Here is a 24,819-nt window from a genome sequence, read left to right as displayed (position 1 = left end):
AAACTTGACCCGCCTTATGGCGGGTTTTTTTTATGGCTATGTACCCGTTATGTGTTGCATGCAGCAATGCCCTGTAGGAGCCAGCTTGCTGGCGATGCTGTTGCATGGGCGTGCTGGCCCGGATCGCCAGCAAGCTGGCTCCTACAGACGCGTCTGCCTTTTTACTGGTCATCTCTCCTGAGGTGCTGTCAGCGCAAGTCGTGCAACATGCAACTGGGACATAGCCTTTTTTTAGGCTATGTCCCAGTTGCATGTTGCATGGGAGATTCAGGCCTAAGCCCTTTTCGCATAGCTGGCAACGGGTAGGGTGACGCGGGGCCGCCCAGGCCGTGCGCACCAACTCAGACGGCAAATTGCTGGTGCGCACGGCGCACCCTATGGCCTCAGGCCCTCTCACGCTCAGCGGCGAAGCTGAACGCAACAGGCTATTGGTACATAGCTTTTTTTATGTGCTGTTGGGCTTCGCTTCGCTGCGCTGCATCAGCTAGCGGTTACGCGGCCTTTTTGCTGGCCGACGCCTGGCGCAAGCAGGCATGAAAGACGGCGTCCCGGCGAACTATCGCGGACAAGTCCGCTCCTACATGGATATGCGCTGACCTTGTGGGAGCGGACTTGCCCGCGAAGCGTTGATGGGGCCCGACAACTGTTGCGAGGCTGTTGCGAGGCCACGAGCCCGGTTGTGTTGCCTGAGGGGCGCCGCGACCAGGCCCGGCGGACGTGCCACTGCCTGCTGGGCTTTGCTGCGCTCAACCTGCGCGCTTCGCGCCAACCGGCTCATTGCTGCACGGCTAACGGCTACATGGCCCACGCCAGCCGACCGAGTGCATGCCCCGTGCGTCAATCCACCTCATACCCCCGGGGGTTTATTCGGGTAAAGTTCCTGTTGAAAATACTGCCTATCCTTTTCGGGTGGTCAGTTTCTTAAGTCAGTTCCGACCACAGGATTTTCCCAGATGGAACTCGATCCGCTGTTTCTGTCACGCTTGCAGTTCGCCTTTGTGGTGTGTTTTCACGCCATATTCCCGGTATTCACCATAGGCCTGGCCTCGTTCATCGCGTTTTTGGAGGGCATGTCCTACCGCACCGGTGATCCGACGTGGGAGCGCTTGTCCAAGTTCTGGATTCAGGTCTTTGCCGTGGTGTTCGGCATGGGCGTGGTCTCCGGTATCGTGATGGCCTTCCAGTTCGGTACCAACTGGAGCAACTTCTCCTACGCGGCCTCGAACTTCCTCGGACCGGTACTCAGTTATGAGGTGATCACCGCCTTCTTTCTGGAAGCCGCGTTCCTCGGCGTGCTGCTGTTCGGTCGCGACAAGGTGCCCCAGGGCGTGCACCTGTTTGCCGCCTGCATGGTGGCGCTGGGCACCTTTATCTCCTCGTTCTGGATTCTTTCGGCCAACAGCTGGATGCAGACCCCGGTAGGCACCGAGCTGCGTGACGGCATGATCCATGTCTCATCCTGGTCGGAGGCGTTGTTCAGCCCCTCGTTTATCTACCGCTTCATGCACATGGGCCTGGCTTCGTTCCTCACCGGTGCCTTTGTGGTGGCCGGTGTCAGCGCCTGGTACCTGCTGCGCAAGCGTGAGGTCGAGCTGAACCGCAAGGCATTGTCGGTGAGCCTGTGGATGATCCTGATCATCGCGCCGACCCAGGCGGTGGTGGGCGACTTCCACGGCATCAACACCCTGCAACATCAGCCGACCAAAGTGGCGGCGATGGAGGGCAACTGGGAGCGTTCCAGCGGTGTACCGCTGCTGCTGTTTGCCTGGCCGGATCAAGACGCGCAGACCAATCATTTCGAGATCGCCATTCCCAAGCTGGCCAGCTACATCCTGACCCATGACTGGAATGGCGAGTTGCCTGGCATCAGCGAAGTGCCGCGCGCAGAGCAGCCACCGGTATGGATCGTGTTCTGGTCCTTCCGGGTGATGGTTGGCATCGGCCTGCTGATGATTGCCTTCGGGCTGGCTGGGCTGGTGCTGCGCCGCAGTGGCCGCTACTGGCAGACCCCCTGGTTTCTTCACGGCATGCGCTGGATGAGTGTTACGCCGTTCCTCGCGGTGCTGGCCGGTTGGGTCGTGACCGAGACGGGCAGGGCGCCCTGGCTTATCTACGGCATCATGACCCATGCCCAGGGCCTTACTCCATCGCTGACCGGAGGCATGGCGCTGTTTACCCTGATCGGTTACATCCTGGTCTATGCGGTGGTCTTTAGCGCAGGTCTCTACTACCTGATGCGGGTGCTGCAGGATGGCCTGGAAGAAGAGCTGAGTGCCGAGGCAACCAGTGAAGTGGAGCGGGCATCGCGTCCGTTGTCTGCAACCCATGTGCGTTTAGAGCAGGGAGGACACTGACATGGAACATTTCGATCTTTCGATGATCTGGGCGGTGATCATCGCCTTCGGCATCATCATGTACGTACTGATGGACGGCTTCGATCTGGGCGTGGGCATTCTGTTTCCCTTCGCCCCGGACGAGCAGGCCCGCGATGTGATGATGAACTCGGTGGCGCCGGTCTGGGACGGCAATGAAACCTGGTTGGTGCTCGGTGGTGCGGGGTTGCTGGCGGCTTTTCCGCTGGTCTATTCGGTGCTGCTGCCGGCCATGTATATCGGCGTCTTTCTGCTGCTGGCAGGGTTGATCTTCCGCGGCGTGGCGTTCGAGTTTCGCTTCAAGGCCAATCGCTCGCGCTACCTGTGGAACTGGGCGTTTGCCGGCGGTTCCATCGTCGCTTCATTCGCCCAGGGGGCGGTGGTCGGTGCCTACATTCAGGGCTTCAACACTGAAGGGCTGGTGTATGTCGGTGGCGCGCTGGACTGGCTCACGCCCTTTACTGTGCTGACCGGCATCGGTCTGCTGGCTGGCTATGCGTTGCTCGGTTGCACCTGGCTGATCATGAAAACCGAAGGCTATATCCAGGACTGGGCCTACAAACTGGCGCCCAAGCTGCTGGCTGCGGTGCTGCTGGTATTTGTCGCCATCAGCATCTGGACGCCGTCGGTTGATCCGTCTGCCTACGCGCGCTGGTTCTCGGCTATCGGCCTGATCTGGATTTTCCCGGTAATGGCTGGCTTGTGTGCGCTGCAGATTTTCCGCAGCCTGCGCGCACGCCGTGAAGCCATGCCCTTCATGGCTACCATGGGCCTGTTCATCTTCACTTACCTGGGGCTGCTGGTTACTAAGTGGCCTTATATCATCCCGCCGAACCACACCATCTGGGACGCTGCCTCGGCGCCGGAGTCGCAGTTGTTCCTGCTGCTGGGCCTGCTGTTTGTCATCCCTATCGTGCTGACCTACACCGCCTGGACCTACTGGGTGTTCCGCGGCAAGGTGAGGGCGGGTGAAGGCTATCACTGAGCAGAGCCGCAAACGCCGGAGCCGCCACTGGCTTGAACAGCGACAGGCTGCGGTACGCCCCCTGTTGTTGGGCGCTGTCGTTGCCGGGGTAGTCAGTGCACTGGCCATCATCGCCCAGATGGGCCTGATTGCCTGGCTGGTGCACGCCGTGTTTATCGACGCGGCAGTGTTCAGCACGCTCTGGCCCGCGGGGCTCGCCTTGGTGTTGGCTGTGTTGCTGCGGGTGCTGGCTCAGGGCCTGCAGGAGCGGTTGGGGCAACATGCCAGCGCTGCGGTGCGTCAGCAGGTCAGGGTTGATGTCAGTGCCCTGTGGGCCAGGCTCGGGCCGGTGCGCCTGGCCGGTTTTTCCAGCGCCAGCCTGACCAACCAGTGGGTCGAGCAGGTGGATGCGCTGGATGGCTACTATGCCCGCTACCTGCCGCAGCAGTGGCTGGCCTTGCTGGTGCCGGGGCTGCTGTTGTTAGTGGTGTTTCGACTCGACTGGCTGGCGGCGTTATTTCTATTGCTTGCAGCGCCACTGATTCCTCTGTTCATGGCCTTGGTTGGCATGAGTGCCGAGCAGGTCAGCCAGCGCCACGTACTGCAAGCCGGCCGTCTGGCCGGACAATTTCTCGATCGCGTGCGCAACCTCACCAGCTTGCAGCTGTTCGGCCAGGTGCCCAGCGCTATTGCAGCTGTCGACTCTGCCGCGCAGGACTACCGCAACCTCAGCATGGCGACCCTGCGGGTGGCCTTTCTGTCCTCGGCAGTGCTGGAGTTTTTTGCTTCGGTGGCGATCGCCTTGGTGGCCATGTACATCGGTTTCGGCCTGCTCGGCCATATCGACTACGGCCCTTCACCTGAACTGACCTTGTTCAGCGGGCTGTTTATCCTGCTGCTGGCCCCGGAGTTCTTCCAGCCCCTGCGTAGTCTGGCCCAGCATTACCATGACCGGGCGGCGGCGCTGGCGGCGGCCGATGTGCTGGCCGATCTGGCGCAGGGTGAAGTCGCGGTGCGCGAAGCCGACACCAGCGGCGCCGACGCCAACACCATCAGCGTGCATGACCTCAGTCTCGCTTATGCGGGGCGAGGGTTGATTCTGCGCGGCATAGACCTGCGGGTCGCGCGCGGTGAAGTGATTGCCCTGACCGGAGCCTCCGGTTCCGGCAAGTCGAGCCTGTTGCATTGCCTGGCGGGTTTTGTGCAGCCGGATAGCGGTAGCGTCAGCCTGTTTGGCCAGGCTGCCGGCGTCATGCCGCTGGCCTGGATGGGCCAGCGGCCGTTTCTGATCAAAGGCAGTTGGGCAGAAAATCTGCGTCTGACCGCACCTGGCGCGGATGAGCCAGCCATGCGCCGGGCCATTGCTGCGGTCGGGCTGAACGAGGTGTTGGCCGCGCAGCCCAATGGGTTGGACAGCCCCTTGGGCGAGGGCGGCCGTGGGTTGTCCGGCGGGCAAGCGCAGCGGCTGGCGCTGGCGCGGGTCTGGCTGACAGATGCGCAGCTGGTCTTGCTGGACGAACCCACTGCCAGCCTCGACGAGCAGAGTGAAGCGGAGGTGGTCGAGGCCTTGCACGCATTGGCCGGGGCTGGACGCACGCTGATCATCGCCACGCATCACCCGGCGCTGGTGCGGATGGCCGATCGGGTCGTGCAGTTGTCCAACGGGAGCCTCAACGATGCATGAACTGCTGCCCTGGCTGCAGGGCATGAAGCACTGGCGCGGCCGGTTGCTGATTGGCGCGTTATTGATGGCGCTGACGCTGCTCAGTGCGGTGGGGCTGCTGGCCTTGTCCGGCTGGTTCATTACCGCAACTGGCGTCACTGCGCTGCTGTGGGCGGGCGGTTATCAGGCGCTGTTCGATATTTACGTACCGGGCGGCGGCATTCGCCTGTTTGCCCTGTCACGCACCGTGGCGCGCTACAGCGAGCGGGTATTCAATCACAACACGGTACTCGGGCTGCTGGCGGATCTGCGGGTCAAGCATTTCTCCGCCTTGGCGCAGCTCGATGGCGTCACCCTCGCACGCTTGCGCGCGGCACAATGGTTGAACCGCCTGACCGCCGACATTGATGCCCTGGATACCCTCTACCTACGCCTGCTGGCACCGCCTGCGGTGGCCCTGCTGGGGGTTGTGCTGGTCTGCGGGCTGATTGCCCTGTTTCACCCGCTCCTGGCGCTGGTTTTACTGCTGCTATTGCTGGCCGTGTTGTTGCTGGTGACTGCAGGCATGGCCGCGGCGGGCCGGCAGCTCAGTGCCCGTCGCGTGGAGCAGCTGGATACGCTGCGCGTGCAGTGCATCGACCAGCTCCAGGGGCTGGCGGAACTGACCGCGGCGGGCAGTCTGGCCGTGCACCGCCAGGCCCTGTTGCTCAAGAGCCAGCAGCTGCTGGACGATCAGTTGGCCCTGCAGGGACGCATTGTCTTGGGCCAGGCGCTGGGGCTGCTTGGGGTATTGAGTGCCAGCTTGCTGGGGCTGTTTGCCGGCATGTTGGCCTACCAGCAAGGGCTGCTCAGCGGGCCCGTGGTGGTAATGATCGTGCTGGCGCTGATGGCCCTCAACGAAGGCTTTGCCGGGTTGCCTGCGGCCTTTGCCCAGTGGGGGGCTACCGTGGCTGCGGCGGCGCGCCTGAATCGCCAGGCCGCCATGGCCGGCCGGTTGCTCAACCCGACTGTCCCCGTGCCTGTACCGCACGATATGAGTCTGCGCTGGCAGGCAGTGAGCGTCGCGCATGCGGGTATGCAGCAGCTTGATCTGCAGCTTGCCGCCGGTGAACGCCTGGCTATCACCGGGCCTTCCGGGTGCGGTAAATCTACCCTGGCGGCACTGGCGGCCAGGCTGATTGACCCGGACAGCGGCTTTTTCAGCGCCGGTGGCATCGCGCTGCCGCACCTTGCGCTGGATGCCTGGCGTGGGCAGTTAGCCTACCTGCCCCAGGAAACCGAACTGCTGCATGACAGTATTGCCGCCAACCTGTTGCTTGGCCGTCCGGATGCCAGCGACGAGGCGCTCTGGTGGGCGCTGGAAATGGTTGACCTGGCGGACAGCGTGGACACCTTCCCCCAGGGCTTGAATACCTGGGTGGGCGAGACCGGCAAGCAACTCTCGGGTGGGGAAGGGCGCCGCCTGGCCCTGGCGCGGGTGCTGCTCAGGGATGCACCGGTGGTGATTCTGGATGAGCCGTTTTCCGGCCTCGACCACGCCACGCGCGAACGCATCAAGCCGCGTCTGGATGCCTGGCTACAAGGCCGAACGGTGCTCATGCTCGGGCACGCCGCACAAGCCCTGCCGACCGCCGACCGCGTGCTTACCTGGGGCGCGCTGACCGCACGGGGCTGAAACGCTCGCCTGCCAAGGCCGCTGCACGCCCCCATTGAGTGATGTGAGGCAATAGCCGTAGGTCGGCAGCGCACGATTCGCCCATGGCCGCGACCGTTGTTTCGCGGGCATGGCCCGCTCCTACGATGTGAGCCATGCCACTGCCTGCCGGCGCGCGCACTGTCCGTTGCATGCCACTGCACGGACACTCTCCCGATGATCCCCTGTAACCCGGTTGCGAGCAGGACTGTGCGCGTCATACCGCCGCTTGCGGTTGCCCATGGACATTATGTCGCAGCACTTTTGGTGGGCATTGGCATGCTTTGCGGCTAGGATGATTTGTATACCCCATGGGGTATATTCCCCAAAGGAGATCGACCATGAAGAAACTGGTTTTTGCGTTTTTTGGCTGCTGCCTCAGCCTGTTGGTGCAGGCAGATGAAATGGGCTTGGCCGCCAGTGAAGTGCAGGCGCGCATTGCGGCGGGAGACAACGCCTTTTTGTTTGTCGATGTGCGCGATCCGGTCGAGATCATGTTTGTCGGCTTTACCGACAGCGTGCACGTGAACATTCCTTACCTGCTGGTTGATCGCCGCGTCTGGAACGAGCAGCGCGGCGCGTTCAATACCACCCGCAACCCGGACTTCGTCGCCCAAGTGGCCGACGCACTTGAGCAGCGCGGCCTGCCCGCCGATGCCGAGATCGTCACCCTGTGCCGCTCGGGCAGTGAGCGGGGCGAACCAAGCGCCCAGTACCTGCGCGACAACGGCTTTCCCAATGCGCGCTACGTGATTCACGGGTTTCAGGGCGACAGCATCAAGGACGGCGAGCGCGCCGGTTTTCGCTTGCTCAACGGCTGGCAAAACGAAGGGCTGCCGTGGAGCCCGAAAATGAACCCCGAGAAAATTTATCGCAGCCAGTAATCCTTCTGGCGCACACAAGGAGTCATCAATAATGAAAAAATTACTCAGTGCGATCGTGCTTTGCAGCGTCTATTCCCTGGCTTCGGCCGAGGGGCAGCCGGTTACCGTGATTCTCAGTGATGCCAGCGGCATGACCCAGGGCATGGCCATGGTGCTGGCCAACCAGATGCAGGCGCAGGGTGCGCAGGTCGATATCCTGCTGTGTGATCAAGCGGGTGATCTGGCCCTGAAAGAGGCTGCTGGCGAACCGCTCAAGCCGAACGACGTGACACCTGCCCAGCTGCTCAATGCGGCGATGAGTAAAGGGGCAACCGCCTCGGTGTGTGCACTCTACCTGCCCAATAGCGGACACGCTGCTGAAGCACTCAAAAACGGCGTAAGTGTTGCCAAACCAGATGAAATGGGGCGCGCGATGCTGGAGCCAGGGCGCAAGGTGTTCAGCTTCTGATTACGCGGCGATAGGCCGGGGCACGCGGCCTGAAACAACACGCCACGAAGCCCAACAAGACTGTGCATTGTCTTGTTGGGCTTCGCTACGCTCAATCTCCACGCTGCGCGCCTGCTGCAACAGCTAACAGGTGCATGGCCTTTTTGATGGCCGGTGCGGGGCGCAAGCGCGCATGAATGACGGCGTTCTGGCGAACGCTATCGCGGACAAGTCCGCTCCTACATGGCTGTACGGTGACCTTGTGGGAGCGGACTTGTCCGCGAAGCTTTTGATGGGTACGCAACCTTTCTAAAGGCTATGTACCCATTATGTGTTGCATGCAGCCCTGTAGGAGCCAGCTTGCTGGCGATGCTGTTGCATGGGCTTGCTGGCCCGGATCGCCAGCAAGCTGGCTCCTACAGACGCGTCTGCCTTTTTACTGGTCATCTCTCCTGAGGTGCTGTCAGCGCAAGTCGTGCAACGTGCAACTGGGACATAGCCTTTTTTTAAGCGATGCACCCGTTATCTGCTGCAAGAGAGATAACGTTGTTGTTGGAGATCCCCCGTCGCGCAGCAAACTAGGTGCTCAAGGATCAAGACCGTAGGATGGGTCGGGCCGCGTAGGTGGGGCCGCCTAGGTCGGGCCGCGCAGGTGGGCCCGCCTAGGTTAGGCGCCCACAAATTGACCTGCTGCCAGCAGAATAACCGCGCCGGAACCCATCATGGATTTCAGCCACAACAACCGGACACAGGTATGAATCGCTCGATGGGTATCGCTGCGCTCAACGCCATCCTACGGGGGTTGCGATAGGGCTCAACAAACGGGGGTATAGCGCTTTTTAAGCACTGCCACAGCTAGCAGCCGGATGAAGTAATGCCTTGCAGGCGCCAGATGACGCGCTTAACGTTCCGCCGCTGCCGCATGCAGCACATGGATTTATCTAACGGAGGCAATAATGGGTCTTGACCCGGTGGTACTGTTTTTTCTCTTCGGTCTGTGTGCCGGCTTGCTGAAAAGCGAGTTGAAGCTGCCGCCAGCGCTCTATGAAACCCTGTCGATCATCCTGTTGTTGGCTATCGGTCTGCACGGCGGGGTGGAATTGGCAGAGCAGGCCAGCCTGCAGTTGCTCGGCCAGGCACTGTTAGTACTGGGCCTGGGCATCATGCTGCCGGTGCTGGCCTTCGGCGTGCTGCGCAGCCTGGGGTTCGACCGGGTCAACGCCGCGGCAGTCGCGGCGCATTACGGCTCGGTGAGCGCCGGTACCTTCGCCGTAGTGGTGGCGTTCATGCTGGCGCGCGGCATCGAGTTCGAGAGCTACATGCCGCTGTTCGTGGCGATCCTGGAGATCCCGGCGATTCTGGTCGGCATCCTCCTGGCCAAGGGCATGGCCCGCGACACCGACTGGCGCGAGCTGGGCCGGGAGATATTCCTCGGCAAGAGCATCATGCTGCTGCTCGGCGGCCTGATCATCGGCGCGGTGGCCGGCAAGGAAGCGATCAAACCGCTGGAACCGCTGTACACCAGCATGTTCAAGCCGGTGCTGGCGTTCTTCCTGCTGGAGATGGGCCTGATCGCCTCGGGCCAGCTCGGTGCGCTCAGGCAGTTCGGTCTGCGCCTGCTTGGTTTTGCCCTGCTGATGCCACTGCTCGGCGCCCTGATCGGCGCCTTGCTGGGACGCCTGATGGGCCTGTCGCTGGGCGGTACTGCCGTACTCGCGACCCTGGCGGCCAGCGCCTCCTATATCGCCGTGCCAGCCGCGATGCGCCTGGCCTTGCCTGCGGCCAATCCGTCACTCTCGCTGACCGCCTCACTGGGGATCACCTTCCCTTTCAATATCCTGATCGGCATTCCGCTGTACCTGATGCTGGCCGAACAACTGATCGCCTGGGGACTCTGAGATGAACGCACACACCCGCACCCTGCTCACCGTGATCTGCGAAGCGGCATTGGAGAAAAAACTGCTGGCCGATCTGGAAGCACTCGGTGCCCCCGGCTGGACTATCTCCGACGCACGCGGCCGCGGCGGCCGCGGTGTACGCAGCGCCGGCTGGGACAACGACGGCAATATCCGGGTGGAAATCATCTGCACCCGGGACATCGCCGAGCGCCTCGCCGCCCACCTGCAGGAGCAGTACTACGCCAACTTTGCCATGGTCTGCTACCTGGCCCAGGTCGAGGTGCTGCGCCCGGAGAAGTTCTGAGCGGCGCCGAAGAAAGGCTATGTGCCCATAAACCCGCGCACCGTTGCAGCCAATCGGTAGTGTGCGCACGCGGGTAGGTTGGTGTTGAGCGCGGCGAAGCCCAACAGGCAGTGGCCTGTCGCCATACGCTGCGAGCACGGGTGATCAGGCAACAGATCGGGGCTTAACGCCCAGCGTGACCGAGGGGAGCAAACGCCCTGCGCGGCATACCGACACGGGGCGTAGCTAAGGCCTGCCTACTCCGTCGGCTTCTTCAGCTTGGGATTGGGAAAGAACTGCACCGCCTGCACCTTGGGGTCGGCCACCTTGGGTTTCAGGGCGCTGATATTGACCCGCGTCGGCAGCTCCTTGGGCACCGAGTTACCGCGCGCATCCAGGGTGTCGGCATAACCGCAGCCCACGCACTCGCGGTGCGGCACGCCGTCTTCGTCCCACATCTGAATCTTGTCCATCTCACTGCACGCCGGACACACGGCACCAGCAATGAAGCGGCGCTTGCTGACATTCATCGGTAGGTCGCTCATGCCGCCTCCTGGCTCAGGCCCAGATGCCGCAGCAGGGCATCGATGCTCGGCTCGCGGCCGCGGAAGTCGACGAACAGCACCATGGGCTCCTGGGAACCGCCACGGCCGAGGATCGCCTCACGGAAGGCGCGGCCGGTGTCGCTGTTGAACACGCCTTCTTCCTCGAAGCGCGAGAAGGCATCCGCTGACAGCACTTCGGCCCACTTGTAGCTGTAGTAACCGGCCGCGTAACCACCGGCGAAGATATGCGCAAAGCTGTTGGGGAAGCGGTTGTAAGCCGGCGGCCGCAATACCGAAACCTCGTCGCGGATGCCTTCGAGCACGTCCAGCACGCCGCGGCCGTCGCCGTGAGTGGCGTGCAGCTCGAAGTCGAACAGGCTGAACTCGATCTGCCGCACCATCATCAGCCCGGACTGGAAGTTCTTCGCCGCCAGCATCTTGTCCAGCAGGTCCTGCGGCAGGGCTGCGCCGCTTTGGTAATGCCCGGAGATCAACGCCAGGCCTTCCGGCTCCCAGCACCAGTTCTCCATGAACTGGCTCGGCAGCTCCACCGCATCCCAGGCCACGCCATTGATCCCCGACGCGCCAGCATGCTCGACCCGGGTCAGCAGGTGATGCAGGCCGTGACCGAATTCGTGAAACAGAGTGGTGACTTCATCGTGGGTCAGCAGCGCCGGCTTGTCGCCGACGGCGGGCGTGAAATTACACACCAGGTTGGCCACCGGGCTGATCAGCGTGCCCGCCGCATCGCGGCGCTTGTCGCGGGCGCCGTCCATCCAGGCGCCACCGCGCTTGTTGGCGCGGGCATAGAGGTCGAAGAAGAAACGCCCGACATGCTCGCCGTTCTCCTTGATCTCGAACAGGCGCACGTCCGGGTGCCAGCTATCAAAGCCACTCAGCTCCTCGATCTGGATGCCATAAAGCTTCTCGACGATGGCGAACAGGCCGCCCAGCACCTTGTCGACGGGGAAATAGGCGCGCAGGATTTCCTGGGAAATGCTGTAACGCTGCTCGCGCAGCTTCTCGCTGTAATAACCGACATCCCAGCTTTGCAGATCGCTGCAGCCTTGTTCGGCGGCAAACGCCTGCAGCTCGGCCAGGTCCTGCTCGGCAAATGGCTTGCCGCGCGCCCCAAGGTCACGCAGGAAGTGCAGCACCTGGTCGGTGGACTCGGCCATCTTGCTCGCCAGGCTCAGCTCGGCGTAGTTGGCGAACCCCAGCAACTTGGCCAGCTCCTGACGCAGGGCGAGGATTTCCAGCATCACCGGGCTGTTGTCGTGCTGGCCGGCGTTCGGGCCTTGGTCGGAGGCACGGGTGCAGTAAGCCGCATACAGCTCTTCGCGCAGCGCGCGGTCGTCGGCGTAAGTCATCACCGCGAAATAGCTGGGGAACTCCAGGGTAATCAGCCAGCCATCCAGGCCCTTGGCCTCGGCGGCCTGACGCATCTGCGCCTTGGCCGAATCGGTCAGACCGGCCAGCGCCGCCTCCTCGCTAACCTGCTTGCTCCAGGCCTGGGTGGCATCGAGCAGCTGATTGGAGAAACGGCTGCCCAGCTCCGAGAGCTTGCTCTGAATCACACCGAAGCGCTGCTTCTCGGCTTCCGGCAGATCAATGCCCGACAGGTGGAAGTCACGCAGGGTGTGCGTGAGGATGGTCTGCTGGGCAATGTCGAAACCCGCCGCCTCAGGGCTAACCGCCAGCGCGTGATAGGCCTCGTACAGCGTGCGGTTGTGGCCCAGCTCGGTCGAGTACTCGGATAGCTTGGGCAGGCAGGCCTCATACACCGTGCGCAGCTCGGCGTTGTTGCACACCGCATTGAGGTGGCTGATCGGGCTCCAGGCACGGTTCAGGCGATCATTCAGCTCGTCGAGCGCCAGCACCAGCCCGTTCCAGCTCGGTGTGCCAGACTGTTGTTTGAGCAGTTCGGCAATCGCGGTACGGTTCTCGGCGAGGAGCGAATCCAGCGCCGGCTCGACATGCTCAGGGCGGATGACGGAATAAGGTGGCAGATCGAAGGCTTGCAGCAGCGGATTGTTGGCGGTCACGACGGGGCACCTTTAAACAATGGGTTTGAAGCCGTGACCCTGCAAAAGGCAGGGCTGGACGCGGCACGTACGACCGTCATCATAATTACAATCGCAGCTCACCGCAGCCTAAGAGGTTTCTATCGTGGCGATACGTACTTACCAACAGTTCACCCCGTTGCTCGGCGCGCGGGCTTTTGTCGATGCCTCGGCCGTGGTTTTGGGCGATGTGGCAATCGGTGCCGACAGCTCGATCTGGCCGCTGGTAGTGATCCGTGGCGACATGCACAGCATCCGTATCGGCGAGCGCAGCAGCGTTCAGGACGGCAGCGTGCTGCACATCACCCACGCCGGCCCCTTCAACCCGCGCGGCTACCCGCTGAATATCGGCGACGATGTGACCATCGGCCACAACGTCACCCTGCACGGCTGCAACATCGGCAACCGGGTGCTGATCGGCATGGGCAGCATCATCATGGACGGCGTAGTGATCGACGACGAAGTCATGCTCGGCGCCGGCAGCCTGGTCACCCCCGGCAGCCACCTGGAAAGCGGCTACCTGTACGTCGGCAGCCCAGCCAAACAGACCCGCGCACTGAGCGAAAAAGAGCGCAGCTACTTCCGCTACAGCGCCGACAACTACGTACGGCTGAAGGATCAACACCTGATCGAAGGCTATGCCAGCTGACAAGGCCGGCTGGATTTGCCGAAGTAGCGCCTACTGCCCGTGACACCCAGACCTGACGGCAGCAGGCGACTGGCTGATGAGCTGCCGCCAAGAGCCTGCTGTTTGTGCGAAGGTGAAGATCACGATGCACGATCAGAACCTGACGAGGAATTTACGGCTACCCATGGATTACCAGAATATTCTCTTCGACCTCGACGGCACCCTCACCGACCCGCGCGTGGGCATCACCCGTTCGGTGCAGCATGCGCTCGCGCAACTGGGTATCGATGAACCGGATCTGCAGGCGCTGGAACACTTTATCGGGCCGCCGCTGTTGCAATGCTTTATGCAGACGTATCAGTTCGACGAGGCCAGAGCCTGGCGGGCGGTAAACCATTACCGCGAGCGTTTCGCCGAGGTCGGGCTGTACGAAAACCAGGTATTCGACGGCGTCGAGGCACTGCTCTCGACGCTCGGCGCGCAGGGCCGGACCCTGTATATCGCCACCAGCAAGCCGCGCGTGTTTGCCGTGGAGATTGCCCGGCATTTCGATTTCGCCCGGCACTTCAAGATGATCTATGGCAGCGAACTGGACGGCACGCGCACCGACAAGGTTGAGCTGATCAGCCATCTGCTGACGCAGGAAGGGCTCGATACCGCCAGCACGCTGATGATCGGCGACCGCAAGCACGACCTGATCGGTGCGCGGCGCAACGGCCTGGACGCAGCAGCGGTTGGCTATGGTTTCGGCAGTTGTGCTGAATTGCAGGCCGAGCTGCCGACTTATCACTTCCAGACCCTGGCTGAACTGCACCGGGCCTTTAGCGGCTGAGGTCAGGCTAAAGCAGGCGCTCAGCAAGCCAGCATGAATATCGACAGACCCTTATCAACCATTAAATAACCCATTGTTTTATATATAAAACCCAATCCCCGCAGCGCCTTGTAGGAGCCAGCTTGCTGGCGATCCTTGCACCTCAAAAGCACTGCCGGAGCAGCAAACCGCGGCAAGAACCAGGCGTCCACCCTGACGCCTGTACTGTTTGCTGCGCAGCATTGAGAGTATTCAGGAGGGGAAAGTTTTGGCCCATCAAATAAACAGCGATTCATCGTGGCCTGTCGCCGAGGTTTCCCTGAATCGGCAAGCAAAACCAGTGAAGGCGCCACTGAAGCCAAGAGCCCAGGCCCTAGGGTTGGATAGGGCCGGGGCTTAAGTTGATGGCATTGGGCTTTACTAACCAACAGTCAAATTGCAGGGCTAGCATGCGAACAGGCAGTTTCATTTTTGTCGTGGTTGCACTTTTGGGTGCTTGTTTCAGTTTCTTGGCGCTCTCTGGCGCTTCTCTTCCTTATCAGGATGCAACGCCCGAAATGCTTGAGCGGCAAGCCGATCAGATTCAATTTTGGGGGAGCGCCCTTTTCGCCAATCTTCTGGTTTTGATCACTGGCGGTTGGGGTCTGTGGCGATCACGCCGCAAAAACTAGTCAATTTGTTGCTGCCCGTTTAGAGCCGCAACTTAACAAGACGCCTCAACATAAGGGACGAACTTTTTCATTTGTCAGGCCAAGACCGTGGCCTGTCCGCTAATGTCCTAAAACCAATCACTGCAGCGCCTTGTAGGAGCCAGCTTGCTGGCGATCCTTGCACCTCAAAGCACTGCCGGAGCCGCGAGCCGCGGCAAGAACCAGGCGCAAAAAGGGGACGGCTTTATTTTCGGCGTGCTTTCGGCGGGAGGCGCTGCTGAATTTGTCCCCTTTCATTCCAACCGTTAACTCAGACATTGCGTTAAAGGTTGGCCGGGATGATCAGGCCTTTTTGCCGATAGGCTTCGATATCCACACCAAAAGCACCACTGCTGTGCACCCTGCGGATGCGGTAAAGGTTGCCTTTGTCGTCCCGCGCTCCAGTGGCCAGGTCGATGATGCGCTCTTTGCAGGGCTGTTTATCAGCAAAGCGTACGCAGAGCACCTTGGGCTTGAGTTTGCTGCCCGGCGCACAGCCGATGATGATGCCAACCTCGCCATTGCTCAGCTCGACAATTTCCCCCGGCGGGTAAATGCCGATCATGCGGATAAAACAGCCAACAATTTCTTCATCAAAATGCGTGCTGGCCGCATCAAACAGCACCCGTAACGACTCCAGGCTGGACTTGCCCTTGCTGTAGATGCGATCACTGTTGATCGCGTCATAGCTGTCGGCCACGGCAATGATCTTGGCAAAGTAGGGGATCTTGCTGGCCACCAGCCCGCGCGGGTAACCCTTGCCATCCAGGCGCTCGTGGTGCGAATAGGCCACGTCCACCGTGGCGGCGGTGATTTGCTGGTTACTCATCAGCAGCTTGCGCCCTTCGGCAGCGTGGCTCTGCATGATGCGGTACTCATCAGGCGTCAGCGCGCCGGGCTTGTTGAGGATCTCGCTGGGCACTTTGATCTTGCCCACGTCATGCAACATGCCGCACACACCTACATGCTCCAGTTGATAGTCCGGCAGGCCCAACTCTTTACCCAAGGCGATGGAAAGGATGGCCACACGCAGCGAATGCTCAGCGGTGTAGTCGTCGCTGTTTTTGATGCGCGCCAGCCACAGCATGGCCACCGGGTTGCGCAAAATACTCTCGACGCACTCCTTGACCACGGCCTTGACCGCGACCACATCCAGCTCCTGGCCCATTTTCACGGCCTGCAGAATGCGCAACGACTCCTCACGCGCGGCATGCCACACAGGCGATGCATGATTGATTTCCCGGCTGAAATCGACCTTGGCAATCTCGGCTTCCAGCCTGTCAGGTTGGGCCAGATTTTCCGTGGCCTGCTGGACCACGCCCAACGAGCGCTTTGCATCCACCCAAACGAACTCACAGACCTCTTGCAGCAGGCGGATTTCCTGCTGCTGGCGAATGCGAAAACCTTGAAAGAGAAAGTTGGTGTCCGTCCATGGGCGATCCAGCTCCACCACAAACATGCCGATGCTGAGCTGCGCAGCTTCGACTTTGATCCGGTCAGTAGGGGTGTTGTCGGCCATGCAGGCTCTCCGCAGGGAGCGGTCAAAGGGTGGCTATTAGCTATTGCCGAGCAGTGATCAGCAAATTGCTTTTGCCTATCGCACCGTAGCTGCAGCGCGGCTTAACACGCTGAGCATAGTCAGCAGTGGGTGTTAGGGGACACACCACGGTTTTGGCCTGACGAATCAAGAACAATTAATCGTGGCCTATCCCCCCATTGCTGACGCCAACGCTGATTATCCCGGTAACTGTTCTGGCAGCGCGGCGCCCGTCCAGCGGACTCGCGGCTATGCCCCACACATGAGCGGGTAGCCTGGGTCGAGCCGCGTAGGTCGAGCGCAGCGACACCCGGGGCATCCTCTCCTGGGTATCGCTGCGCTCAACCCAGGCTACTTAAGCAGGTATTCGGGGGTAGATCGCGGCGGGGCCTGACCAATCAAGAAAAGTTAATCGCGGCCTGCCCTTCCCTTTCTGGTGGCAGGCACGCTACCGCTCTCCTCTGCGCACGGCGAGGCTGGCGGCTGCATGGCAAAAAGTCAGGAAGTAACGGCGGTCCTTGCCGGATAGGCGGGGTTGGCGGGCACTCCCTTGGCTCGGCCGAGCATAGTGCAGTGGGTCTTCAGAGCCAAGCAGGGGTTCCTGCGGCTTGGCAGCGCAGGGTTCGGCGTGGGGACGGATCACGCCGGGAATGGATCGCGGGTTGTCCGCTCTCCGTCAATCCGCCTGGGGGCGCTGCTGGCTTCGCGGGCATGGCCCGCGCCTACGCATGCCTTTGCCGGCAGGAAAAGGGGAAGGAACCATCAGGGTCGAACCATCAGGGTCAGGGTCGAATTACTTAGACGTCGACCCTGACCCTGATTACCGCTCGGCTGCCTGCCCCGCCGCCTTCAATCAGCCATTTTTCTGGTAGATGATTTTCTTGCTGCCGCCGTCGCAGCTGCCGACCACCATGCTCTGATCCTGCACTTCGTCATTTGCGACGATTTCCAGGGTGTAGCTGGGCACCCCGGCGGCCTGGATTTTCACTTCGATTTCCTGCTTGAGTTCCTCGCAGGGTTTGGGTGCCGCCCACGCCGTGCTGCCAAGCACACTGAGCAATACAGCCACTGTCCATCGGTTCATCGTACATCTCCTTGGTTTTGCGAAACTCGCCAGTATTTGACCGGCGCACGGTACAGCAAGTTCTAGCTGGCTTTGTGCAAGGCTGCCAGTGCCGCGGTGCGCGCCGCGGCCGGCAATTTGCCGAGGGCGGCGACGCGCTGATAGAAGCGCGGCCAATCACCGTCAACCTCGGCGAACAAGGCGGCAAAGGCCGGCACCCACTGATCGTAAAGACCGAACGGCAGCAGCTTGGCGTTGTTCAGTGGCGCGGCGATCCAGGCATCGTAGCGGCCATGGCCGCCCCACTCGCGCTCGCGCAGGGCTTGGTACTCCTGGCGCAGGCGCTCGAACTCGGCCTGCTTGGCCACGCGCATGGCGTCTGCCGCCAGGTCGCTGGCGTACAACTGCTCCAGGCGCGCGCGACTGGCCAGCACCAGTGCGCTGAACTGCTCGCGCTGCTGGGCTGCGTGCGGGTCGGCAACCGGCTGGCCCTGCGCCTGCTGCCATTGGCGCAGGCCTTCGCGCTCGACGAAGGTGGCGAAAGATTCGTTGAACGCGGTGTCGTCGGCCACATACAGCTGCTGATGCGCCAGTTCGTGGAAGATCACCGCCACCAGGCGTTCATCGTTCCAGCGCAGCATGGTGTTGAGGATCGGGTCATTGAACCAGCCGAGGGTGGAATAGGCCTCGACCCCAGCGACGTAGGTGTCCAGCCCCTGCTGCTTGAGCAGCGCCGCCGCACCGCGAGCGCGGCCCTGGCTGTAGTAGCCGCGATAGGCCACGCAACCGGCGATGGGAAAGCAGTGCAGCTCGGGCGTGACGGAAAATTCCGCGGTGGCGAACAGGTTCCACACCACGAAGGGCCGCTGGATATCGGCATACAGGCGGTAGCTGCGGTTGTCCGGCAGGCCCAGTTCGGCACTGGCGAAGTCGCGCGCCTGCTGGGTCAGGGCCAGGCGTTGCTGCAGGCTGGCATTCACCTGCGGGTCGCCCAGCATGGCGTCGACCGGCTGGCTCGCCTGCAACAGCTGTACCTGGCCGCGAGCCAGGTGGCCGTAGTAATCCAGGGTGCTGCAACCGCCGAGCAACAGCGCTGCCAGCAGCGGAACCCAGGGCCGGCAGAGCGAGTCGATAAAATAGTGAGCAGTGCGATAGTTCATATTCGGCAAACTAACGCACTACAGCTACTGTCCGCACTACCGGCGTAAGCTGATTGTGTAACGTCAATTTCGGAGACTGCCATGCGCTACCCATTACTGATTATCAGCCTGTTGATGCTCAGCGCGTGCGCCTCGCCATTGCCGCCACGCGACCCTGGCATGGCCTGGGTTGACCTGTACACCACGGCCAGCGACCTGCTGATGGCCGAGGAGCTCGACGGCAAACGCCTCAACGATGGCCGTTACTTCCAGCTCACCCCCGGTGCCCACGAACTGGTCGCGCGCTTCCAGTTCGAGGTGCAGGGCGGCAGCAGCATGATGACCGAGCCGGTGCAGCGCACCTGCGAGCTGCGCGTGCGCTACGACGACTTCGCCGCCGGCCAGCGCTACCGGATCGAAGCCCGGACGCTGGCGATGAGCGCCCAGGGCTGGCTCTATGACGAGCAGCGCAATGTGCTGGCGCGAGCCAAGGTATTGCGCTGCGGGGTTTTCTAGCAGGCCGCAGACTGTTCTGCGGTCACGTCACGGATCCTGTCGGATCAGGCGTCGAGCACGGCTTCCAGGGTGATCTCGGCATTTAATACCTTGGATACCGGGCAACCGTTCTTGGCGGCTTCCACCGCCTGCGCAAAGACCGTGCGGTCGGCTCCGGGAATTTTTGCGCGCAAGGTCAGGTGCACGGCAGTGATGGCGAAACCGCCATCGCGCTGGTCGAGGGTCACCTCAGCCTTGGTCTCGATACTTTCGGCAGTCATCCCGGCGTCGCCCAGTTCCTTGGACAGGGCCATGGAAAAACAACCCGCATGGGCCGCGCCGATCAGCTCTTCCGGGTTAGTGCCCGGCTGATCCTCGAAGCGCGTGTTGAAGCCATAAGGGCTTTGCGACAAGGCGCCGCTCTGGGTTGAGATAGTGCCTTTGCCGTCTTTGATGCCGCCTTGCCAGTGGGCCGATGCTGTCTTTTTCATCTGGGTTCTCCATTGCATTAAGGGCTAAAGAGTTCAGAGACCTATTGGCGCGACAAGTTCGCAGTGATTTAGCCAGCACGCACTTGCGCGAGAATCTCGAAGGCGCGCAAGCGGTCGGCGAAGTCGTAGAGGTCGCAGGTAAAAATCAGCTCGTCGGCGCCGGTTTGCTCCAGCAACACCTCAAGGCGTGCGCGGACTTTCTCCGGGCCGCCGACCACCGCCAGGCCCAGGAAGCTGGCAACCGCCTCTTTTTCGTGGGGCAGCCACAGGCCTTGCATGCTGTTGACCGGCGGTTTCTGCACCAGGCTCTGGCCACGGATCAAGGCAAGAATGCGCTGGTAGGCGGACGTGGCCAGGTACTCGGCCTGCTCGTCGCTGTCGGCGGCAACCAGGGGTACGCCAAGCATCACATAGGGTTGGTCGAGCACCGCCGAGGGTTTGAAGTGGTTGCGGTAAACGCGAATCGCCTCATGCATATAGTGCGGCGCGAAGTGCGAGGCGAAGGCATAAGGCAGGCCTTTCTCACCCGCCAACTGGGCGCTGAACAGGCTGGAACCGAGCAGCCAGATCGGCACCTGAGTGCCCGTACCCGGCATCGCAATGACCCGCTGATCCGGGGTGCGCGGGCCAAGGTAGCGCTGCAGCTCTTCGACATCGCGGGGGAAGTCATCGGCACTGCCGATGCGGTCGCGGCGCAGGGCCTGGGCGGTGAACTGGTCGGCGCCGGGCGCGCGCCCCAGGCCCAGGTCAATGCGTCCCGGATACAGGGTGGCCAGGGTGCCGAATTGTTCGGCGATCACCAACGGCGCGTGATTGGGCAGCATCACCCCGCCGGAACCAACACGAATAGTCGAGGTGCCTGCCGCCAGGTAACCGAGCAGCACTGCGGTGGCCGAGCTGGCGATACCGTCCATATTGTGGTGCTCGGCTACCCAGAAGCGGGTGAAGCCGAGGCGCTCGACATGCCGGGCCAGCGCCAGGGCGTTCTGCAGCGCCTGCGCGGGGCTGCCGTCATCGCGGATCGGTACGAGATCGAGGGTGGAAATCTTGGTCTGTGCTAAAACGCTCATCGGCCCTGCCTGTTGGCTTGCGTGGGTTACGGCGCATACACACGCCAATAACCCAGCTAAATAGTAGGGCTTACTCTACGGATTTCAGAGCCTAACGGCCAGCCGGCAGCTGACAGCGGGTCAATTTGTGGCCGCCCGACCCACGTTGGCCGAGCCAGGCGGCACCGCCTAGGCGGCCCCAAATACCAGGGTATTGATCCTTGAGAGCCCCGGTTTGCTGCGCGACAGCGTGGCGTCGAAGGCAGCAGGCGAGCGCCTGCAAAAGCGGTGTGCCTGCCATACCTGGGTATAACCTTTGTCGGCCGTGACGCTAACAGGCAAGCAGGCCGGCAACACCGTCTCAGCTGTCGCTGATACGAAAACCAACCTTGAGGGTTACCTGGTAGTGGCCGACCTTGCCATTCTCGATATGCCCGCGACTTTCCACGACTTCGAACCATTCCAGGTTGCGAATCGACTTGGCGCACTCGGCCAGGGCATTGTTGATCGCATCATCGCTGCTGATGCGCGAAGAACCGACTATCTCGACTTTCTTGTAGGTGTGGTGATCAGACATGACGTTTTCTCCACTGCAAGGTAGTTAAACGCTAGTCGATAAGTCGCCGGTGCGCGGTTTCTATTGCGCCTAGGTGTGACGCGCCGGCCTCAGCCAGCCAATTCACCGCGCAACCACTCGGCCAGGCATTGCGCGCGCTTGCCCACTCGCCGCGCGGGCACCCACAACGCCAGGCGCGCCGGGGTTGCGACAAAGCCCCAGGGGGCGACCAGGCGCCCCGCTGCCAGATCGTCGGCCACCAGCTGTTGCGGGGCGATGGCTACGCCAAGGCCGGCGGCTGCGGCTTCCAGCAGGTAGTAGAGGTGCTCGAAGCCCTGGCCTAGCCTGAGTGCGCTGGTATCCAGGCCATTGCTCGTAGCCCAGCTTGGCCAGGCTTGCGGGCGTGAGCTGGTGTGCAGCAGAGGCTCGCCCAGCAGCGCCGCCGCGGGTGCGGTGTGCAACTCGGCGAAGCGGCCATAACGCGGGCTCAGGACCGGTCCGATACGCTCGCCCGCCAGCTCGAACACCTGCATGTCCGCAGGCCAGGGCGGCTCGGCGAACCACAGGGTGGCATCCACGCCGGCACGTCGCGGGTCCAGTTCACCCTCACTGGCCGAGAGTTGCAGGCGCAGTTCCGGCAGCTCGCGGTTGAGCCGATCCAGGCGCGGAATGAACCAGCGCGCCAGCAGGCTGCCAGGACAGGCCAGCACAAAGGGTGCATCGGCTTGCCCCTGCTGCAACTCGGCGCACGTGCTGCGCAAACGGCCGAACGCCTCGGCACACACATCGCGCAGACGAATCCCGGCATCTGTGAGTTTAAGGCCACGTCCCTCTTTGCTGAACAGGGCCACCCCGAGGTGCTCTTCCAACGCGCGCACCTGCCGACTTACCGCGCCATGGGTGACATGCAGCTCGTTGGCGGCCTGACTGACGCTGTTCAACCGCGCGGCCGCTTCGAAGGCGCGCAGGGCATTGAGGGGCGGTAAATCCTGGCTCATCTGTGAGTTTTCCTGACAGGTCGCGGCAATCTTATCGCTTTTGCTGAGCGGGCCACAGCTTTATCCTCTGTCCATCGTCGCAAAGCGGGTGCCACCTGCACAGCGCACCCATTTCCCAAGGAGAACGCCATGACTTCCTTCCGCACTGGCCCAGATGCCAACGGCTTGTTCGGCTCATTCGGCGGCCAATACGTCGCCGAAACCCTGATGCCGCTGATCCACGACCTGGCCGCAGAATACGAGAAGGCCAAGCTCGACCCTGAGTTCCAGAAAGAACTGGCCTACTTCCAGCGCGATTTCGTCGGCCGCCCGAGCCCGCTGTATTTCGCCGAGCGCCTGACCGACATGTGCGGCGGCGCGAAGATCTACTTCAAGCGTGAAGAGCTCAATCACACCGGCGCGCACAAGATCAACAACTGCATCGGCCAGGTCCTGCTGGCCAGGCGCATGGGCAAAAAACGCATCATCGCCGAGACCGGCGCCGGCATGCACGGCGTAGCCACCGCCACCGTTGCGGCGCGTTTCGGCATGGAATGCGTGATCTTCATGGGCAGCACCGACATCCACCGCCAGCATGCCAACGTGCTGCGCATGAAACTGATGGGCGCCACGGTAATCCCCGTGGTCGCCGGCACCGGCACCCTGAAAGACGCGATGAACGAAGCCCTGCGCGACTGGGTGACCAACGTCGACAACACCTTCTACATGATCGGCACCGTGGCCGGCCCGCACCCGTACCCGGCGATGGTGCGCGACTTCCAGGCCGTGATCGGCAAGGAAACCCGCGACCAGATGCTCGCCCAGGAAGGTCGTCTGCCCGACAGCCTGATCGCCTGCATCGGCGGCGGCTCGAATGCCATCGGCCTGTTCCACCCCTTCCTCGATGATAAAGAGGTGAAAATCATCGGCGTCGAAGCGGCCGGCCACGGTATCGAAACCGGCAAGCATGCGGCCAGCCTGAACGGCGGCGTACCGGGCGTACTGCACGGCAACCGCACCTTCCTGCTGCAAAGCGACGACGGCCAGATCATCGACGCCCACTCGATTTCCGCCGGCCTGGATTACCCCGGTATCGGCCCGGAACACGCCTGGTTGCATGAAGTCGGCCGCGTCGAATACACCTCGGTGACCGACACCGAAGCCCTCGAAGCCTTCCACATCTGCTGCCGCCAGGAGGGCATCATTCCCGCCCTGGAAACCGCTCACGCCCTGGCCGAAGTGTTCAAGCGCGCGCCCAACCTGCCTAAAGATCACCTGATGGTGCTCAACCTGTCCGGGCGTGGCGACAAAGACATGCAAACCATCGTGCACCACATGGAACAACAGGAGAAGCACGCATGAGCCGCCTGCAAAGCCGCTTTGCCGAGCTGAAACAACAGAACCGCGCCGCCCTGGTGACCTTCGTCACCGGCGGTGATCCGAACTACGACGCCTCCCTGGCGATCCTCAAAGGCCTGCCTGCTGCCGGCGCTGATGTGATCGAACTGGGCATGCCCTTTACCGATCCGATGGCCGATGGCCCAGCGATCCAGCTCGCCAATATCCGCGCGCTGGACAACGGCCAGGATTTGGCAAAAACCCTGCAAATGGTTCGCGAATTCCGTGAAGGCGAGCAGGTCACGCCGCTGGTGCTGATGGGCTACTTCAACCCGATCCACAAATACGGCGTCGAGCGCTTTATCGCCGAAGCCGTGGCCTCGGGCGTTGATGGCCTGATCGTGGTCGACCTGCCACCGGAACATAACGTCGACCTGTGTGACCCGGCGCAAGTCGCAGGCCTGGACTTCATCCGCCTGACCACCCCGACCACCGACGACAAGCGCCTGCCCAAGGTGCTCAACGGCAGCTCCGGATTTGTCTACTACGTGTCGGTAGCGGGCGTGACTGGCGCTGGCGCGGCGACCCTGGAGCATGTGGAGCAGGCCATCATTCGCCTGCGTCGCCACACCGATCTGCCGTTGTGCATCGGCTTCGGCATCCGCACCCCGGAACATGCGGCGACCATCGCCCGCCTGGCCGAAGGTGTAGTAGTCGGCTCGGCGCTGATCGACCAGATCGCCAATGCCGAGAACGACGACGCGGCCATCGAGGGCGTGCTGACCCTGGTCGCGGCGTTGGCCGAAGGCGTACGCAACGCCCGCAACTGACTGTACCTGACAAAACCAAAACGCCCCGACCGGGGCGTTTTGCATGCAACCGTAGCCCGGGTCGAGCGAAGCGACACCCGGGGCACCTCTTCCCGGGTATCGCGGTGCTCAACCCAGGCTACCGGAGGTACCTGCCCGACCGGGACGTTTTGCCTGCAACCGTAGCCCGGGTCGAGCGAAGCGACACCCGGGGCATCTATTCCCGGGTATCGCGGTGCTCAGCCCAGGCTACCGGAGGCACCTGCCCGACCGGGGCGTTTGCCTGCAACCGTAGCCCGGGTCGAGCGAAGCGACACCCGGGGCACCTCCTCCCGGGTACCGCGGTGCTCAACCCAGGCTACCGACGGAGATACCTGCCCGACAGGGACGCTGCCCACCACCGTAGCCCAGGTCGAGCGAAGCGACACCCGGGGCATCTATTCCC

23 protein-coding genes are annotated in these 24,819 nt (G+C 62.3%); 14 read left to right on the top strand and 9 right to left on the bottom strand.

Features of this window, described 5'->3' with window-relative positions; translation table 11 throughout:
* Nucleotides 1–953 precede the first annotated feature (953 nt).
* The 8 genes from Q8K09_RS02560 (at nucleotide 954) to Q8K09_RS02525 (ending at nucleotide 10,205) form a co-directional block, all read left to right on the top strand.
* Nucleotides 954–2,354 carry a cytochrome ubiquinol oxidase subunit I gene (locus Q8K09_RS02560; protein ID WP_305253459.1) on the top strand — a complete coding sequence of 467 codons (1,401 nt, stop codon included), beginning with the start codon at nucleotides 954–956 and terminating at the stop codon, nucleotides 2,352–2,354.
* A gap of 1 nt (nucleotide 2,355) precedes the next feature.
* Nucleotides 2,356–3,357 carry a cytochrome d ubiquinol oxidase subunit II gene (cydB, locus tag Q8K09_RS02555; protein ID WP_305253458.1) on the top strand — a complete coding sequence of 334 codons (1,002 nt, stop codon included), beginning with the start codon at nucleotides 2,356–2,358 and terminating at the stop codon, nucleotides 3,355–3,357.
* On the top strand, nucleotides 3,341–5,020 hold the full coding sequence (cydD, locus tag Q8K09_RS02550; RefSeq protein WP_305253456.1) for a thiol reductant ABC exporter subunit CydD: 1,680 nt from the start codon (nucleotides 3,341–3,343) through the stop codon (nucleotides 5,018–5,020). Before cydB ends, cydD begins: the two co-directional genes overlap by 17 nt.
* Nucleotides 5,013–6,674: a thiol reductant ABC exporter subunit CydC gene (cydC, locus tag Q8K09_RS02545; protein WP_305253455.1), complete on the top strand. Its 1,662-nt coding sequence runs from the start codon at nucleotides 5,013–5,015 to the stop codon at nucleotides 6,672–6,674. The genes cydD and cydC overlap by 8 nt, the downstream gene beginning before the upstream one ends.
* Nucleotides 6,675–7,033: 359 nt before the next feature.
* Nucleotides 7,034–7,576 (top strand): rhodanese-like domain-containing protein, encoded by a 543-nt coding sequence (locus Q8K09_RS02540; protein ID WP_305253454.1) that lies wholly within the window; start codon nucleotides 7,034–7,036, stop codon nucleotides 7,574–7,576.
* Between the two features lie 31 nt (nucleotides 7,577–7,607).
* Nucleotides 7,608–8,024, top strand: a complete 417-nt coding sequence (locus tag Q8K09_RS02535) for a hypothetical protein (RefSeq protein WP_305253453.1) — start codon at nucleotides 7,608–7,610, stop codon at nucleotides 8,022–8,024.
* A gap of 935 nt (nucleotides 8,025–8,959) precedes the next feature.
* Nucleotides 8,960–9,901: a sodium-dependent bicarbonate transport family permease gene (locus Q8K09_RS02530; protein ID WP_305253452.1), complete on the top strand. Its 942-nt coding sequence runs from the start codon at nucleotides 8,960–8,962 to the stop codon at nucleotides 9,899–9,901.
* Between the two features lies 1 nt (nucleotide 9,902).
* A complete protein-coding gene (locus Q8K09_RS02525) occupies nucleotides 9,903–10,205 on the top strand; it encodes a transcriptional regulator (protein ID WP_305253451.1) in 303 nt (100 codons plus the stop codon).
* A gap of 236 nt (nucleotides 10,206–10,441) precedes the next feature.
* Here the strand turns inward: Q8K09_RS02525 and Q8K09_RS02520 are convergent, their stop codons facing one another.
* Together Q8K09_RS02520 and prlC are read right to left on the bottom strand one after the other, a co-directional pair.
* The gene (locus Q8K09_RS02520) at nucleotides 10,442–10,729 is read right to left on the bottom strand and encodes a YheV family putative zinc ribbon protein (protein ID WP_305253450.1); all 288 of its coding nucleotides are present in this window, start codon (nucleotides 10,727–10,729) and stop codon (nucleotides 10,442–10,444) included.
* Nucleotides 10,726–12,774 (bottom strand): oligopeptidase A, encoded by a 2,049-nt coding sequence (gene prlC / locus Q8K09_RS02515; protein WP_305253449.1) that lies wholly within the window; start codon nucleotides 12,772–12,774, stop codon nucleotides 10,726–10,728. Before prlC ends, Q8K09_RS02520 begins: the two co-directional genes overlap by 4 nt.
* A 124-nt stretch (nucleotides 12,775–12,898) precedes the next feature.
* Between prlC and Q8K09_RS02510 the strand changes: the two genes are divergently transcribed.
* The 3 genes from Q8K09_RS02510 to Q8K09_RS02500 all read left to right on the top strand — a co-directional run bounded on the left by Q8K09_RS02510 (nucleotide 12,899) and on the right by Q8K09_RS02500 (nucleotide 15,190).
* On the top strand, nucleotides 12,899–13,441 hold the full coding sequence (locus tag Q8K09_RS02510; protein WP_305253448.1) for a gamma carbonic anhydrase family protein: 543 nt from the start codon (nucleotides 12,899–12,901) through the stop codon (nucleotides 13,439–13,441).
* A gap of 163 nt (nucleotides 13,442–13,604) precedes the next feature.
* Nucleotides 13,605–14,252 (top strand): HAD family hydrolase, encoded by a 648-nt coding sequence (locus tag Q8K09_RS02505; protein ID WP_305253461.1) that lies wholly within the window; start codon nucleotides 13,605–13,607, stop codon nucleotides 14,250–14,252.
* Nucleotides 14,253–15,046: 794 nt separating this feature from the next.
* Complete coding sequence (locus Q8K09_RS02500) at nucleotides 15,047–15,190, top strand: hypothetical protein (protein WP_305253447.1); 144 nt, start codon at nucleotides 15,047–15,049, stop codon at nucleotides 15,188–15,190.
* A 13-nt stretch (nucleotides 15,191–15,203) separates the two neighbouring features.
* Here the strand turns inward: Q8K09_RS02500 and Q8K09_RS02495 are convergent, their stop codons facing one another.
* The 3 genes from Q8K09_RS02495 to Q8K09_RS02485 form a co-directional block, all read right to left on the bottom strand.
* On the bottom strand, nucleotides 15,204–16,439 hold the full coding sequence (locus Q8K09_RS02495; protein WP_305253446.1) for an HD-GYP domain-containing protein: 1,236 nt from the start codon (nucleotides 16,437–16,439) through the stop codon (nucleotides 15,204–15,206).
* An 871-nt stretch (nucleotides 16,440–17,310) separates the two neighbouring features.
* Complete coding sequence (locus Q8K09_RS02490) at nucleotides 17,311–17,541, bottom strand: DUF1161 domain-containing protein (protein ID WP_305253445.1); 231 nt, start codon at nucleotides 17,539–17,541, stop codon at nucleotides 17,311–17,313.
* Nucleotides 17,542–17,603: 62 nt separating this feature from the next.
* Nucleotides 17,604–18,680 (bottom strand): aminopeptidase, encoded by a 1,077-nt coding sequence (locus tag Q8K09_RS02485; RefSeq protein WP_305253444.1) that lies wholly within the window; start codon nucleotides 18,678–18,680, stop codon nucleotides 17,604–17,606.
* Nucleotides 18,681–18,761: 81 nt separating this feature from the next.
* Between Q8K09_RS02485 and Q8K09_RS02480 the strand changes: the two genes are divergently transcribed.
* Nucleotides 18,762–19,175, top strand: coding sequence for a hypothetical protein (locus tag Q8K09_RS02480; protein ID WP_305253443.1), 414 nt, complete (start codon nucleotides 18,762–18,764; stop codon nucleotides 19,173–19,175).
* Between the two features lie 44 nt (nucleotides 19,176–19,219).
* Here the strand turns inward: Q8K09_RS02480 and Q8K09_RS02475 are convergent, their stop codons facing one another.
* The 4 genes from Q8K09_RS02475 to Q8K09_RS02460 form a co-directional block, all read right to left on the bottom strand.
* Nucleotides 19,220–19,645, bottom strand: a complete 426-nt coding sequence (locus Q8K09_RS02475; RefSeq protein WP_305253442.1) for an OsmC family protein — start codon at nucleotides 19,643–19,645, stop codon at nucleotides 19,220–19,222.
* Between the two features lie 68 nt (nucleotides 19,646–19,713).
* Entirely contained in the window at nucleotides 19,714–20,715 is a 1,002-nt protein-coding gene (locus Q8K09_RS02470) for an LLM class flavin-dependent oxidoreductase (protein WP_305253441.1), read from the bottom strand.
* Nucleotides 20,716–21,055: 340 nt separating this feature from the next.
* Nucleotides 21,056–21,271, bottom strand: coding sequence for a dodecin (locus Q8K09_RS02465; RefSeq protein ID WP_305253440.1), 216 nt, complete (start codon nucleotides 21,269–21,271; stop codon nucleotides 21,056–21,058).
* A gap of 89 nt (nucleotides 21,272–21,360) precedes the next feature.
* Entirely contained in the window at nucleotides 21,361–22,248 is an 888-nt protein-coding gene (locus tag Q8K09_RS02460) for a LysR family transcriptional regulator (RefSeq protein WP_305253439.1), read from the bottom strand.
* 129 nt (nucleotides 22,249–22,377) lie between these two features.
* Here Q8K09_RS02460 and trpB point away from each other — a divergent pair, with 129 nt between their 5' ends.
* Together trpB and trpA are read left to right on the top strand one after the other, a co-directional pair.
* A complete protein-coding gene (gene trpB, locus Q8K09_RS02455) occupies nucleotides 22,378–23,589 on the top strand; it encodes a tryptophan synthase subunit beta (protein ID WP_305253438.1) in 1,212 nt (403 codons plus the stop codon).
* Nucleotides 23,586–24,395 carry a tryptophan synthase subunit alpha gene (gene trpA / locus Q8K09_RS02450; RefSeq protein WP_305253437.1) on the top strand — a complete coding sequence of 270 codons (810 nt, stop codon included), beginning with the start codon at nucleotides 23,586–23,588 and terminating at the stop codon, nucleotides 24,393–24,395. Before trpB ends, trpA begins: the two co-directional genes overlap by 4 nt.
* Nucleotides 24,396–24,819 lie beyond the last annotated feature (424 nt).

This window comes from Pseudomonas sp. (assembly GCF_030683065.1).
In the GTDB taxonomy this organism is placed as follows: Bacteria; Pseudomonadota; Gammaproteobacteria; order Pseudomonadales; family Pseudomonadaceae; genus Aquipseudomonas.
The sequence above is the reverse complement of the archived record's forward strand: the minus strand, read 5'-3'. Positions and strand labels throughout refer to the sequence as shown.